The sequence below is a fragment of the Allobosea sp. Root381 genome, assembly GCF_001429395.1.
Classification (GTDB): Bacteria; Pseudomonadota; Alphaproteobacteria; order Rhizobiales; family Beijerinckiaceae; genus Allobosea.
Genome location: NZ_LMJT01000007.1, coordinates 1 through 14,526 on the forward strand (window position 1 = coordinate 1; position 14,526 = coordinate 14,526).

General features: G+C 65.8%; 14 protein-coding genes. 2 read left to right on the forward strand and 12 right to left on the reverse strand.

Translation table 11 applies throughout. The features are described 5' to 3' along the window. Positions 1-266: 266 nt before the first annotated feature. Complete coding sequence (locus tag ASE63_RS08195; protein WP_056799370.1) at positions 267-2,402, reverse strand: helicase-related protein; 2,136 nt, start codon at positions 2,400-2,402, stop codon at positions 267-269. Continuing rightward, positions 2,399-3,988, reverse strand: coding sequence for a dsDNA nuclease domain-containing protein (locus ASE63_RS08200; RefSeq protein WP_082609759.1), 1,590 nt, complete (start codon positions 3,986-3,988; stop codon positions 2,399-2,401). The genes ASE63_RS08195 and ASE63_RS08200 overlap by 4 nt, the downstream gene beginning before the upstream one ends. Positions 3,989-4,135: 147 nt before the next feature. On the opposite strand from ASE63_RS08200, the gene ASE63_RS08205 reads away from it, so the two are divergent. Then, a complete protein-coding gene (locus ASE63_RS08205) occupies positions 4,136-4,609 on the forward strand; it encodes a hypothetical protein (protein WP_056799377.1) in 474 nt (157 codons plus the stop codon). 42 nt (positions 4,610-4,651) lie between these two features. On the opposite strand, the gene ASE63_RS08210 is transcribed toward ASE63_RS08205, so the two are convergent. The 6 genes from ASE63_RS08210 to ASE63_RS08230 all read right to left on the reverse strand — a co-directional run bounded on the left by ASE63_RS08210 (position 4,652) and on the right by ASE63_RS08230 (position 10,969). Beyond that, a complete protein-coding gene (locus ASE63_RS08210) occupies positions 4,652-4,897 on the reverse strand; it encodes a hypothetical protein (RefSeq protein ID WP_056799379.1) in 246 nt (81 codons plus the stop codon). Positions 4,898-4,935: 38 nt separating this feature from the next. Then, the gene (locus tag ASE63_RS08215; protein WP_056799382.1) at positions 4,936-5,271 is read right to left on the reverse strand and encodes a hypothetical protein; all 336 of its coding nucleotides are present in this window, start codon (positions 5,269-5,271) and stop codon (positions 4,936-4,938) included. Further along, positions 5,268-5,414: a DUF4113 domain-containing protein gene (locus ASE63_RS26460; RefSeq protein WP_082609770.1), complete on the reverse strand. Its 147-nt coding sequence runs from the start codon at positions 5,412-5,414 to the stop codon at positions 5,268-5,270. The genes ASE63_RS08215 and ASE63_RS26460 overlap by 4 nt, the downstream gene beginning before the upstream one ends. Positions 5,415-5,503: 89 nt before the next feature. Further along, positions 5,504-8,773: an error-prone DNA polymerase gene (locus ASE63_RS08220; RefSeq protein ID WP_056799385.1), complete on the reverse strand. Its 3,270-nt coding sequence runs from the start codon at positions 8,771-8,773 to the stop codon at positions 5,504-5,506. Continuing rightward, on the reverse strand, positions 8,770-10,293 hold the full coding sequence (locus ASE63_RS08225; protein WP_056799388.1) for a DUF6504 family protein: 1,524 nt from the start codon (positions 10,291-10,293) through the stop codon (positions 8,770-8,772). Before ASE63_RS08225 ends, ASE63_RS08220 begins: the two co-directional genes overlap by 4 nt. Continuing rightward, positions 10,208-10,969: a damage-inducible protein gene (locus ASE63_RS08230; RefSeq protein WP_244491342.1), complete on the reverse strand. Its 762-nt coding sequence runs from the start codon at positions 10,967-10,969 to the stop codon at positions 10,208-10,210. Before ASE63_RS08230 ends, ASE63_RS08225 begins: the two co-directional genes overlap by 86 nt. Positions 10,970-11,177: 208 nt before the next feature. On the opposite strand from ASE63_RS08230, the gene xth reads away from it, so the two are divergent. Next, complete coding sequence (gene xth, locus ASE63_RS08235; protein WP_056799394.1) at positions 11,178-11,987, forward strand: exodeoxyribonuclease III; 810 nt, start codon at positions 11,178-11,180, stop codon at positions 11,985-11,987. Positions 11,988-12,224: 237 nt separating this feature from the next. Here the strand turns inward: xth and ASE63_RS08240 are convergent, their stop codons facing one another. The 4 genes from ASE63_RS08240 to ASE63_RS08255 all read right to left on the reverse strand — a co-directional run bounded on the left by ASE63_RS08240 (position 12,225) and on the right by ASE63_RS08255 (position 14,485). Beyond that, entirely contained in the window at positions 12,225-12,758 is a 534-nt protein-coding gene (locus ASE63_RS08240; protein ID WP_056799696.1) for a hypothetical protein, read from the reverse strand. Positions 12,759-12,794: 36 nt separating this feature from the next. Beyond that, positions 12,795-13,094, reverse strand: a complete 300-nt coding sequence (locus ASE63_RS08245; RefSeq protein ID WP_056799699.1) for a hypothetical protein — start codon at positions 13,092-13,094, stop codon at positions 12,795-12,797. Positions 13,095-13,383: 289 nt separating this feature from the next. Then, positions 13,384-13,575 (reverse strand): CsbD family protein, encoded by a 192-nt coding sequence (locus ASE63_RS08250; RefSeq protein WP_056799397.1) that lies wholly within the window; start codon positions 13,573-13,575, stop codon positions 13,384-13,386. 76 nt (positions 13,576-13,651) lie between these two features. Then, entirely contained in the window at positions 13,652-14,485 is an 834-nt protein-coding gene (locus ASE63_RS08255; protein WP_056799400.1) for a transglutaminase family protein, read from the reverse strand. Positions 14,486-14,526: the final 41 nt, after the last annotated feature.

A 14,526-nucleotide genomic window follows, 5' to 3' on the forward strand; every position in this document is an offset into this window, starting at 1 on the left:
ACCAGCTCCGCCGCGCCGCCTCCTGCCACCTCAGCTCATCAAGGGGTCAAGATTGGACGCCGATCGGGGGGCAATATTGCGTGCCGTTTGACACGTCGGCGGACAGTGATCGGTGCCGCGCCTGCCGCGAAACGTCGCAATCGGGCGCATCACCCGCCTGTGAATGATGGTCGACAATAATCGCCGTGGAGGTGATTTGCACCAGGCTCGGAACCGACTGAATGGACGAGGCGATCGGCTCGAGACGCTCGGCGACGCATCCGGTGTCAGATGGCGAGCTGCGTATCGACCAGCCAGTCCCGCTCGAATTGCGTCAGATCGAGCTCGCCGCTGTCCAATCGCTTCAGCCGTGTCAGGACCCCGTCGAAATCCTCGTGAGGCGCCAGCGCGTTCGCGATCTTGCGCACGATCTGAAGTGGCAATCCGTACTCCTCTAACGCGTTCAGGGAGGCGGGCATGAACAGGTTCTCGGCGTGCTCCGCATAGAGCCCGTAGTTCCCCGGGGCGACGCCCAGCCGCAGCGCAACGTCACGCTGGATTCTGTCGATCACCATCAAGTCCTGCGAGAACTGATAGCAGACGACCCTGCGGACGAACCTCAGCACCACCTCGATCCGCGATCCGAGCGTGCTGTTGGGGTATTCCTCCTTCACGAACGCGTCGAGGAAGGACTTGAATCCATCGTACTCGAGTTGACGCAGCTTGAACGCGAGTTGCGATCCCGAAAAGACCCGGTGTTCGGCCAAGCCACCCGGAGCCCGTATGTGCCCGACAATCAGCTCGCAGGCGGCGGCGAGCTGCGGGTGGCTGCACCGCAACCCACTCCAACCATACAATTCCGAACCCTGCTTCAGCCGGTGTTCGATCTCCCGGGCGATGTCGTTCTGGATCTCGACCGAGACCGAGGCGTTGGCTCGGATCGTCTCCTCGGCGAGGAGGCTGCGGCTGAGCTCGTTCTTGATGCGCTCGGACGAATCCTCCGTGAGGTCCTCCTCCGGCAACTGGAGGAGGAGTTCCATCGGCGTCTCGTCGTCCTGGCGGCCGATCTCGTATTCCACGACGAAGGGTTCCTCCGCGGGCGGCTTCTCCAGCACATGAACCTTGCCGATGAAGTAGCGCCCCATCCGCCCGGCTCGCCCCTGTATGTTCTTGTAGGTGAAGAAATCGAAGGTGCTTCGCTTCCTGCGATCGAAGATGATCACTGTCTCGGCCGCCGTGTTCACGCCCTCGATCAATGTCGAGGTGCAAACCAGCAATCTGATCGCACCGCTGTTGAAGAGCCGCACCATCAGTTGCTGAACCGATCTCGGTAGCGCGCCGTGATGGATCCCGATCCCTGCCCGCACCGCCTTCGCCACGATCCATTCGGCGTGGAAATTCTCCGACAACCACTCGGCGGTCGGGATCGTGGCCGCGGGCGGTTCGACGATCTCGTTGCCGATCAGATGCTCGGCGATCGTCGCGGCCGAAGCCGCCGACTGGCAATAGATCAGTGTCGGCCCCGTCTTGCCGCCGAGGATCTCGACCAGCCGCTCCAGCCTCTCCGGTTTCGAGATCGACATGTCGTGATGGACGATGTCGACGGCCACCGTTGCGAAACCCGAGGGAATGAAATGCACCTCGTGCCGGTCCAATCCCCGGATCGAGTGGATGTTGGGTCCGAGCAGGTAGAACTGCGCACCCCTCGTCGCCAGCTTGTGAAAGCACAGGTTCAGTTCGATCGCCCGACGCTCGTCGTCGTCCCCCTTGCGGATGTCGAGCTTGTAGAACTCGTCGATCACGAAGAAATCGACATCGTCCAAGTCGTCGCGCTTGCGGGCACGCTCCTGCGTCAGGACGTAGACGGACTTCGCCCCAGCCGCCGCCTGTTGGGAGGGCTGGGTGATGATCTGGCGCCGCCGTCCGAACCGCCCGGTCAGGCGACGCCGGATCTCGTCGATCAGCGCGAGCGTCGGGAGGATGATGACGACTTTCCTGAATTTCCCCGACGCGATCATGGCATCGATCAGCAGACTCTTGCCTGCGCTCGTCGACGCGCTCAGCACCACATTCGATCCCGACATGAGCAGGTCGTAGATCCTCGCCTGCAAGCCATGGAAGACGACGTCGAGCTCGGCCATGTAATGGAACTGGTAGGCGAGCAGGTCGTCGTCCTCCGCGACCGCGAGCTGCTCCTTCATGTAGGGGAACAGCCCGACGGTGCGAACGAGCGAGATCAGGATCCGGCGCTCGAATTCGCCGCAGAGCGAAACCTTCGACAGGAGGCGAATGACGATGTCGCGGCCTTCGCCCAGCGTCGCCGGATTGTTCGCCAGACGCGCGGCGCCCCGGAGCGCCGCGAACATGCGGTCCGCTCCGAAGTCCGCAGCGTCAAGCTCCGCCCTGATGAGATCGTAGCTCACGTCATGCCCGCCGCCGCCTCGAAGTCCCGCGTCAGCGCATCGAGTGACTCGACCGGCACCAGCAGGAGATGGACCTGGATTTCCTCGACGCTGCTGGGAAGCCGTGCATGGTAGGCATTCCCGTGTCCGGTCAACTCGGCGACGAGCCGGGTCCGGTAATCATCACAGTGACCGGCACCGAGGACCGAGCTGTCGTAGACGACGAGAATCACGAAACGAAGGATTCGCAGGAAGCGGTCGATCGGTGCACCGTTCTCCAATGCCTGCTCCACGTCGTCCCTGCGAAGGTATTCGGGCTGGCGCAGTTCGAGAATGATCTCGCGCTCCGCGCGAAGGAGAGGCGTCGCCAGCGCATCCTCGAGTTCGGCGCAGGCCGCCTCGATCAGCGCGTCGGGATCGGGGCCGCGGAAGACATGGGTGCGACCCAACCAGATCTGGTCGCCTTCGTGGTGCTGGACGATGTGGGCGTTGTTCACCACGCCCGACGCCGCTTCCGTGCGGTAGAACAGCTTGCAGGCGATCGGCTCGCTGTCGAAGAAGGTCCGAAGGATCGAATGCAGCAGTGTTTCCGCGAGCAGCCGCTCGACACCGCGGTGACGAAGTTCACGCAGCCTGCGCAGGCCCTGGCCTGTCCGGTCCGCAAGCGTTAGATGGTTGGTCTGCGCGATCTCGCTCGCCTTCAGGACGAGTTCGGGGACCCATCGGACCAGATGGGCGGCAAGCTGCGCCGATCGCCATTGCTTACGCTCGTATTCCGCATCGTAGCCCGTGGTGGCGCGCGGCCGGGTAGGATCCGTGAACTCGTGCAACTTCACCAGGAATTGCGGTGCAGTGATCCGATAGGGAAGGGCGCTCCCCGGCCTGGATGCGATCAGTGCGTGAAGACGGTCGCGCCACCAAAGGCGCATGCGCTCGCGCGTCAGGATCTTGTCCGCCGACACCCGCCGGTCTGCGGCGGCCGCTCGTTCAACGAGCTCCAGGATGTCCCGATAGATCGCGAGGATCTGTTCCGGTCGAAGGCAACAGCCATCGCCGTCGCAAAGTCGCGAGATCTGCCAGAGGTTCTTGCTGCGAAGGTCGTCCTCCGACGACATCGCTTCCCAGAATGCGTTTCGCGCCCAATATTCCAGGTCCGACCCGCGGCCCGACACCGTCGCGTATTTCTTCATCAACCGCCCGGCCAGATCGTCGAGATCGTTCTGGCCGCGCTTCGAGACCGGCACCGTCAGCGCAGCCAGAATGGCGTGGACGCCGTTCCTCGTGACGATCCGGAAGCGACCGACCTCGGGCCCCTTGTCGCAGAGCAGGGATTTTTCGACGATGGACGTCGGACTCGCGGCGATGTCGCGCTTCGTGAGCAATCCCAACGTCCATCGGTCGACGTCATTGCTCTTCACCTGAACGTATTCGATGTGTCGATTGCCATCGACGGCCCAGCGTAACACGATGTCGTCGCTGGTTTCGCATTCGACTTGCTCGATGCGTCGATCTTCCAACATGGTCAGGACGTAACGTGCTGCCACGTGATCCTGGAAAACGAATCCTCGCCTGGCCGCGACGCCGCCCGTATTCGAAATATCGCTCACGTCGGCCCGCCGGTCCCGGTTTCGTTATTTCATTTTGCTTACGTAATACAGGTCACTGACATAAACTGAAATCGCATCAGACTGGGCGATTCGCGCTACCTTCCTCAAGGTTACGAATCATCGCCCCGTCCGAACATTGGGTGAGCAATGAAGCACATCGATTTCGGTGGACAAGACTTCGAAGCCGACGATTCCAACTCGCTGGAACTCGCGATCGAGAAATTGCCTGCAAGACTGCGTCACGCGTTCCTTGCGATCGGCAGCCTGGCCTGCGCGCGACCGGCAGACGAGATCGCGTCCGGGGCGGCCGATATGCATCCTCTCGCCGACTGGATCCCTGTCGCGCTCGTTCCCGAAGCGGCGCCGAAGAGCGGCAAGAGACGCTTCTGCCTATATCGTGGGAAGACGAGCCCGAGGCACGTTTCGTTGAACGTCGAAACCGCCGTTGCATTGATCCACCGGGGCCTGCTCTGCTCCGTCCCCGGCGAACTGACCAATCTTACGCTGTCCACTCACGCCATCGAACTCTTGCAATCCGGTAGCGTCACGATCCGGCAGGTCCGTAACATCAAACCCGCCTGGAACCACGAGGAGATGGATCGACGCTGGGCCTGTAACTGAGCGGTTGAGGGACGCTGCCGATTCGAAAAGGCTAGACGCCCTCTAGTTCAGCGGCGATCCGAAGCGTTTCCGGAAGGCATCCGCGTTCTCGGCATCAGGGAAGCTGACCCTCAATCGCTCGTGTTCGGGCTCCATAAAGATGCGAGCCTGATGCGGAATCTCGCGCTCAACCAGCCATAGCCCGATGTCGAACAGGCGCTCATTCAGCGTGCCGGGATCGAGCGGCAGGTCGACGCGGAAAGGTCCCTCCCTGCCGACGCGTGTCGTGACGTTCACATGTCTCGACATGGAGCCATCCTGCGACTGAGGCCCAGCTTCTCCTATACCTAGTGCTCGTTCCCGCATTTTTTCAGTGCTCCCGCCCATTCCGCATAGGGCGTGTTCTTGGCCATGTGGCGGTTCAGGTCAGGCGCGCCGTCGCCCCACCAGACGGGGCCGCGCTCTCCCAACGCGACCTTCGCGGCATCAACGCGGTCGCGGGCAACCCGAAGGTCGCCGTTCCCGCGCTTGGCATCCTTGACGGCCCGCCGAGCATGCATGAGCTCGACGACGAGGCGGTGACGACGCTCTTCCGGGATCGCCGGGTTGGTCGAGCGCCACAGACGGCCCGCGACCATGAAGTAGCGACCGTCAGGTGTCGTAGGGTGAACGCGCGCGTTCATGCCCGGCCCACCACGGGAATCACCTCCAGCCGTATCGTGTACCTGGCTGAGCGCATCTTGATTTTCATGATCCATGCCTTCTTCTGGCAGGCGAGGCCTGCCGCCGCCGGGAACAGAACGCCGCGCCCGTGCGCTGGTTTCAGCCACCCAGCGCCTCCCTCCGGCGTCTGGACTTCTCGCGATCGAGGCGCCGATCAGGGCGCGCTGCCAGCCTCCAGTAGGGCGCTGACCTTCATCGGAAATCCCGCGTCTTGACCTTGATCGTGTCGATGTGGAGATCGCGCACATAGATGTCCCTTGTCTTCAGCCCCTTCGGCGGGAGGCCACGTGGATCGGGCGTAGGTGACCCGTGATGGAACTCGTCGCCGCGGCCATGCGGAACGGGGAAGGGAGCATCGCGACCCCCGACGCTCGCCAACTCGGCCGAGAGGTCGGTCAACCGCTGCGCCACCAGATGCACGACCTCGCCCTCGCGCTGGATCCGGCCCCTGACCGCGATCATCCCCGCCGATAGGATCACGCGGCGATGGGCCTCAAACACCTTGGTCCAGACCACCAGATTAGCGATGCCGCTCTCGTCCTCCAGCGTGATGAACATCACCCCCTTCGTCGACCCCGGGCGCTGGCGCACCAGCACGATCCCCGCAGCCTCCAGCCAGCGCCCGTCACGGGACTCCATCGCCTCGAGACAAGTGACCATCCGTCGCCGCCTGAGATCAGCCCGCAGGAACGTGACCGGATGCTCCCGCAGCGACAGCGAGACATGGCGATAATCCTCAACGACGTCGCCGCCCGCCGTCATCGGCCGCAGCAGAGGCTCGGGTTCCTCGAACTCGGGGATGACTTGCGTCGCCCGGGTCGAAGCGGCGGCGAACAGCGGCAGCGGCTCGTCGCGCAGGCCCCGGATCGCCCAGAGCGCCTCCCGGCGGGCTAGGCCGAAACAAGGCCTGAAGCCGTCGGCCTCGGCAAGCTGCGTCAGCGCCGCCACCGGAACCCCGGCGCGACGCCAGAGATCGTCGACCGATGCGAAGGGTCGATCGGCCCGCGTCGCCACGATGGCAGCGGCATGGGCATTGGCCAGCCCCTTCACCAGACGAAGCCCCAGCCGGACCGCGAAACGACCCTCGTCCGGCGTCGGCTCCAGCGTGCAATCCCAGCGCGAGGCATTCGCGCAGACCGGGCGGATCTCGACGCCATGATCGCGCGCATCCCGCACGATCTGCGCCGGGGCGTAGAAACCCATGGGCTGGCTGTTCAACAGCGCCGCGCAGAACACGTCCGGATGCCAGCACTTCAACCAGCTCGAGGCATAGGCGATCAGGGCGAAACTGGCCGCGTGGCTCTCCGGAAATCCGTAGCTGCCGAAGCCTTCGAGTTGCCGGAAGGTCCGCTCGGCGAACTCCGCCTCGTAGCCGTTCGCCACCATCCCGGAGACGAGCTTCTCCTTGAACTTCGAGACGCCACCGGTGAACTTGAACGTCGCCATCGACTTACGCAGCATGTCGGCCTCGCCCGGGGTGAAACCCGCGCACTCGATCGCGACCCGCATTGCCTGTTCCTGGAACAGTGGCACTCCCAGCGTCTTGCCCAGCACCCGTTCCAGCTCCGGCGTCGGGAAATGCACAGGCTCCCGGCCCTCGCGCCGACGCAGATAGGGATGAACCATGTCGCCCTGGATCGGTCCCGGCCGCACGATCGCAACCTGCACGACCAGATCATAGAAGGTCCGGGGTTTCAGCCTCGGCAGCATCGACATCTGCGCCCGGCTCTCGATCTGGAAGGTCCCGAGCGTGTCGGCCTTGCGGATCATCGCATAGGTGCGCGGATCCTCCGGCGGAATCGTCGCCAGCTCCATATCGATGCCCTTGTGATCGGCCAGCAGGTCGAGTCCGCGCTTCATGCAGCTCAGCATGCCCAGCGCCAGCACGTCGACCTTCATGAACTTCAGCGCATCGATGTCGTCCTTGTCCCACTCGATCACCTGGCGATCCGCCATCGCCGCTGGCTCGATCGGGACGAGATCGTCCAATCTGTCATGGGTCAGCACGAAGCCGCCGGGATGCTGCGACAGGTGCCGCGGCGCTCCCTGCAACTGCCGCGCGAGATCGAGCGCCAACCGCAGCCGTCGATCGGCGAGGTTGAGATTCAGATCCTCGACCTGTCGGTCTTCGACGCCGTCCTCCGACCAGGCCCAGACCTGGGAGGACAGCGCGCCGATCAAATCCTCGGGCAGGCCCAGCGCCTTGCCGACATCGCGCAGCGCCCCCTTTGTCCGATAACGGATCACCGTCGAGCACAGGGCCGCCCGGTCGCGGCCATAGGTCTCGAAGATCCACTGCATGACGATCTCGCGCCGCTCGTGCTCGAAATCGACGTCGATGTCGGGCGGCTCCCGGCGCTCCTCAGAGACGAAACGCTCGAACAACAGATCGTTGCGGCCCGGATCGATCGAGGTGATGCCGAGCACGTAGCACACGGCCGAATTGGCCGCCGAGCCGCGGCCCTGACAGAGGATGTCCCTGGACCGGGCGAACCGGACGATCGCATCCACCGTCAGGAAATACGGCGCGTAGGCGAGCCTCTCGATCAAGGTGAGCTCGTGGTTCAGGCTGGCGCGCACGCTGTCCGGCACGCCTTCCGGGTATCGCTCCTTCGCCCCCTCCCAGGTAAGCCTGGCAAGCGTCTCCTGCGGCGTCAGCGTCGGGTCGTCGCGCTCCTCCGGATACTGGTAGGCGAGTTCGTCGAGTGAGAACCGGCAGCGATCGGCGATCGCAAGCGTGCGCGCCATCGCCTCGGGATGGCGATCGAACAGCCGGTGCATCTCGTCCGGCGTCTTGAGATACCGGTCGGCATGGCGCTCACGCCGCTCCCCCAGCGCATCGATGGTGACATTGTGCCGAATGCAGGTCACCACGTCCTGGAGAATCCGCCGCGCCGGTTCGTGGAAGAGCACGTCGTTGGTGACCACCGTCGCCACCCGCATCCGCGCCGCCAGATTCGACAGCTCGTGCAATCGCAGCCGGTCGTTGGGACGCCGGCGCAAGGTCAGCGCCAGATGGGCTTGGTCGCCGAACGCCTCACGCAGCCGCCTAAGCCGGAAGGCGCACTCCTCGTCGGCGAGGTCCGGCACCAGCACGGCGACCAGGCCCTCCGCATATTCGGCGACGTCCGGCCAGTCGAGACGGCATCTGGCCTTGCCGCCACGCCTCTTGCCGATCGAGAGCAGCCGGCACAGCCTCGAATAGGCCGCCCGGTTGGTCGGATAGACCAGGATCGCCGTGCCGTCCTCGAGATCGAGGCGGCAACCGACGATCAGCCTGACCCCGGTGGCCTTCGCCGCCTCATGCGCCCGGACGATCCCCGCCAGCGAATTGCGATCGGCGATCGCCACCGCCTCGAAGCCAAATGCGGCAGCCTGCGCGAACAGCTCCTCGGCCGAGGAGGCGCCGCGCAGGAAGCTGAAATGGCTGGTGACCTGGAGCTCGGCATAGCGCGCGCTCATCCGAACACCCCGTGCAGGAACCAGCGATGCGACCCCGTCGCGGCGTCCTCGCCGTCGCCGGCGCGGTAAAGCCAGAAGCGCTCGCCCGCCTCGTCCTCGACCCGAAAATAGTCCCTGACCGCAGCGAGTTCCGCCTCGCGCTTCCACCATTCCCCGCAGACGCGTTCCGGGCCGTCGGCCCGCTTCACCCGCCGACGGATGCCGCGCCAGGTGAACGAGGCTGGCGGGTGGTCGGGGAGCAGCGCCAGCGTCTCGACCGGCTCCGGTCGCGGCAGCAGCCTGGCAGGCCGCGGCCAGTGATCGGGCCAGATCGCTCCGGTCTCGAGGGCCAGCGCCGGCACCCGCGCGACGCTGCGCTCCGGCACGTCGCTGGCGACCGCCGCGAAACGATAGACAGCGCGCTCGCCGACACGGTTGGTCAGCGTGTCGATCAGCCCCGAGATGTCCGGCTCGGCCTCCTGCATCAGGCCGCCGGCGAGCTGCCGCTCCTCCAGCGGCTCGGCAAGAACCGCTGCCAAGGTCATGATCTCGATGCCGAACCCGGGCTCGATCGTCTCGATCCGGTCGCACAGCAGCCGGGTCAGGCGCTTCGCGTCGCGCACGGGTCGCGCGAGGCCGATGCGGATCGCCTGCACCCCACCGTCGACGCGGTGGCAAGCCAGATCGAGGCGACGACCGCCGAGCCCGGCCGCCTCGAGCCGCCCGCACAGGGCCACGACCAGCTTGCCGATGTTGCGCGCGATCGTCTCGGCCGCACCGATCGGCTCGGCGAAGGCGCGCCGGACCTCGATCATGTCGGGCGGGCGGATCGCGACGATCGGTTCGGGGAGGCGGCCGAGTGCCTCGTTGAGCCGGCGCCCGAGCTCCGGACCGAAACGCAACGCCAGCGGCGCGCGCGGCCGATCGGCGAGATCGCCGACCGTCGCGAAACCGAGGACGCGCAGGTCGCGTGCCAGAATGGCCGGGATCCGCAAGCATTCCAGCGGCAGCGGACCCATCCGCGCCATCGCCTCGCCTTGGGATGCGACCAGCGTCGGTGCGGCGACATGGCGGGCGAGAGCATGTGCCGCGCCCCATGTCTCGGCGATCGCCGCGCGCGCCGCGATGCCCGACAGGGCGAGACGGCCGACGATGCCCTCGAGCATCGCCGCCTCGCCGCCATGCAGATGGTCGGCGCCGGTCGTGTCGATAACGATGCCGTCGGGCGGGTCGGTCGCGACCACCGGGGCGATGCGCCCGAGCAGCCAGGCCGCCAGGCGCACGAGCTCGTCCTCGTCCGCCGCAGGGTCGGCGTCGAGCAGCGAGAGCCCAGGGACGAGCGCCTGCGCCTTGGCCGCCGGCATGCCGACACGCAGGCCGGCGGCAAGCGCCACGGCGTTCGCCGCCGCGACCTGCCGCCTGCCGCCGTCGCGGCCGATCAGGACGAGCGGAACCTCAGCGCGAGGCGCCGCGTCGCCAGCCTTGCGCCGGAACCGATCGATCGACCAGCTCGGCAGGAAGACCGAGACGACCCTTGCCATCGCAGGCCTCCAGTTCAAAATCCGCACTCTCGCCGGCCCGTGCCCGGATCAGCTCGACCAGCCAGCGATGGCGACCCACGCCCGGCACCGGCAACGCCGTCGAGGGCAGGACCGAGACCCGCCAGCGCGTCATCGCCGCCGTCGGCTGCCCGAAATCCGAGGCCTCCGCCTGGCGACGCCAGCGCCTGAGCGCGATCCCCAGCGTCCCGGTGCCCTCGGCCGCCAGTTGCAGGCGCCGAGACGCCGTCATCGATAGTCGCGCCACCTCGCCGACCACGGAGCCGAGCCCGCCATGGCGAAGCCCTTCCTCCATGCAGGCCAGCACCGTTCCGTCATCCCCAGCCTCGACATGGACCACCCGGTCGGGCCCCAGACCTGCCTGCGCCAGAGCCGGGGCGAAGAGATCGCCGCGCGTCAGGCACCACAGCACCTTTCCCCGCGTCCGCGCCGCGATGCCCGCCCCGAACAGGGCCGCAGCAGCCCCGTCGATCGCGCCGTCTCCGCCGCCCGCGACCTCGTGCAAGGCCCCGAGCGCCAACCCGCCGCCGGGAAGACGGGAATCGACCGCGGCGATCCCGAACGGAAGCACGCTGCGTTCGCGCGCAGGCCGTCCCTCGATCCGTTCGATCCGGTCGCGCAACGACTGAAGGGCGGGATGGGGCCGCACGATGGGGATGACCTGCAATGCGTGTTGTGTTCCTTCTTTGTTCTAGTTCGGTTCCTCGGAGTCAAGCGCGGCGCAATGCCCCGGGGCGGGCCCGTCCGGCCCGCCTCCGATCCGGACGGGGTTTCGTGCGTTGGATCGGCTGTGGATGAAGGGAGCCAGCGATGTCAGAGCGGGAACAGAGCGCGACCGCGGCGAACGCAAGCGCTGAGCCCGCCGGGTGAGGATCGCGACCTTCAACATCAACGGCATCAACGGTCGGCTTGCCGTGCTGCTGCGTTGGCTCGCCGAGACGAAGCCCGACATCGTCTGCCTTCAGGAGCTGAAGGCGTCTCAACGGAACTTCCCGGAAGCCGCGTTGAGGAACGCCGGCTACGGAGCAATCTGGCACGGCCAGAAGAGCTGGAACGGTGTCGCGATCCTCGCCCGCGATGCCGACCCGATCGAGACCCGCCGCGGCCTGCCCGGCGAGGGGGAGGACGACCAGAGCCGCTACATCGAGGCTGCCGTGAAGGGCGTCCTGATCGGCTGCCTCTACCTCCCGAACGGCAATCCCGCCCCGGGGCCGAAATTCGACTACAAGCTGCGTTGGCTCGAGCGCCTAAAGAGCCATGCCGACGAACTACTGGCGCATGAAATCCCCGTCGCGCTGGTCGGCGATTTCAACGTCATCCCGACCGCGCTCGACGTCTACAAGCCCGAGCGCTGGGAAGGCGACGCTCTGTTCCGCCCCGAGGTCCGCGAGGCCTATCGACACCTGGTCGAAACCGGCTGGACCGATGCCCTGCGCGAACTGCATCCGGGTGAGCGCATCTATACTTTCTGGGATTATCTCCGGAACGCTTGGGGTCGGAACGCGGGCCTGCGTCTCGACCACCTGCTGCTCAGCTCGCAACTGGCCGGCCGGCTTAAATCCGCCGGCGTCGACGCCGATGTCCGCGGCTGGGAGAAGGCGAGCGACCACGCACCGGTTTGGATCGAACTTTCGAAACACGGGACCGCCGGATCGGGAAGGCCGTCGAAAGCGTAATGGCGGATCCACGGCCCCATTTTGGCTGCGATCAATCAGGATGTGCTGGACGGCAGAGGCGGGGTTAATAAGAGCTATGCACGGAGCAGCTCCAGAGCGACCTTCGCGCCCCGTTAACGGCCAACCAAGCCGCTTCGGCTCATTGCTTCGCGCGGTCGTTCCATGTGTCCCGTAAGCACGAGAGCCAACGAAAACGGCCCCGGACTCCCGGGGCCGTCCTTCACCTGAACGATGCGATCAGACGACCGGCGGGCGATACGGGCCGGCGTTCTCGTCGAAGCGGTCCCAACCCCCGGCGCGATACTCCGCCTCGCGAGACGAGCGATCGATCGGGGTAGCGCCGTCCAGGATGGCTTCAACGGTGGCCTCATGCTCCGGCTCGGTGCGGACCGAGACGACGGAGCCTCCGCGGCGAACCGTCTCGGCGTAGTATTCGGCCTCTTCCTTATCGTGGCCTTCCTTCACGAACGAGCCAACCAGGCCACCAGCGGCCGCGCCGGCGACAGCGCCTGCTGCGGTCGAGGCAAGCCAGCCCGCGGCTACGACGGGGCCGATGCCCGGGATGGCCAGCAGGCCGATGCCGGCGAGCAGCCCGGCGGCGCCGCCGACGCCAGCGCCGATGCCTGCGCCCTCGGCGGCATTGGTCTCGCCGTCGCCGTTGCGACCGACGATGCTGACGTCGCTGCTCGAAATGCCAGCAGCCTCGAGCTGGTCGACGACGGAGCGCGCGGTTTCATGGTTATCGTAGGAACGCGTGATGGTGCGAGTCATATTCGTCTCCAAGGTTCGTGGTGCGAGCGGCACGGATCAGTTGCGGGTGATGTTGCCGCGGTAATCGACTGAGACGTTCACCTGCGCGCCGGTGTGCGTGGCCGTTCCCTTCCAGACGCCGTTGTCGTCCTTCTTGAGGGCGCCGACGTTAGAGTAGCCGTTGGCTTCCAGGCGGCTCTTGGCCTGGCCTTCGGTGAAGCTATTGGCACCCGGGAGCGGCGCGTTCTTATCAGCATCGGCATTCGGCGCAGGCGTTGGGGCCGTTGTCGACGTCTGAGCCATGGCACCGAAGGACGTGGCGGAGGCGATCAGCGTGGCGATGAGCAGCGTCTTCATGATGGTCTCCTGCAAGGCGGGCGGCACGTGCCGCGATGCACAATCCAACCGCAAAATGCCCATGAAAGTTCCAGGTGGGCGGGTACGCGCTTGAAGGAGAAGACCTCGCTCGACGGCTGTCTGGGGTCGACTAGCCCCCCGCCGACGCGCCAACCCATGACTACAAAACCAAAGCTCCCGAGGCCGTCTCAGGCGACACCGGGACGTCGCCGAGAACTGTTACCGCGTACATGAAAAGCGAAACGGGCCGCCTTTCGGCAGCCCGTTCGATCCGGTCAACGTGGCCTTATCAGGCCTTATCGACGACTTTCTTGACGGCTTCCTTGCCCTTGCCGAGCGCCTGCTGGGCTTCGCCCTTGCGCTCCTGCGCCACGCCTTCAGCTTGAAGACCGGGCTTGTCCATCGCCTTCCCCGCGGCCTGCTTGACGTTGCCGGCGGCCTCGTTGGCGATGCCCTTGACCTTGTCCGTGGTGCTGCCCATCGCGCTTCTCCTGATGCGGTGCCGCCTTAGGGCGGCGTCGGAGCTGAAACGCGAGCTGGCCGGGTGAGGTTCCGGTTCAGGCCCGGGTGGCAGCCAACTCCTCGGTGACGATCTCAAATCTTTGGAGAAGATGGGGGCCGAAGGTATGAATCATCGGCACGTCGGCGGCGTCCCGTCCCCGCGCCACCAGGATGCGACCGATGCGCGGCATGTTGTGGCGAGCGTCGAAGGCATACCATTTGCCGCCCAGATAGGCCTCGAACCAGGCGTTGTAGTCCATCGGCGCTGGATCCGGCGGAACTCCGATGTCCCCGAGGAATCCGTTGCAATAACGGGCAGGGATATTCATGGCGCGGCACAACGCGATGGCGAGATGCGTGAAGTCCCGGCAGACGCCCACACGCTCGTTCATCGCCTGGGCCGCGGTGCGCGTATTGCGGGCGAACTGGTAGTCGAACCGGATCTGCGCATTCACGTAATTACAGATCTGCTGGACACGGTTCCAACCCGGAGCGAATGAGCCGAACAGATTCCACGCCGTGGCCGACACCTCGTCAACCTCGCAATAGCGGCTCGACAGCATGTACTCGATGACCTCGGATGGCAGGTCGTCCGGCAGAATTTCGGGCGCCTGCTTGTCCCACTGGTCGGGTATGCCTGCATCGCGAACGACCAAATCGCTGGTGAAGAGGACGCCCCCCGCGGGGACGAGAAGCCGTCGGCACCGGTTACCGAAGCCATCAGTGTATTCACGCACCCGCACTTCCGACCCGTCAGCTAGCGAGGTCACCCGGGGCCTCGGCAAGCTGACCATGTCACCGTCGCGGCTGGGGTGCGGATCGAGCAGGGTCATGCACGAGACAGGCTGCGCCGTGGTGATCTCGATCTGATAGCCGACGCGGATTTCCATGCTCTGATCTCGTCGCTGAACGTGAGAGCCCAACACCGCAG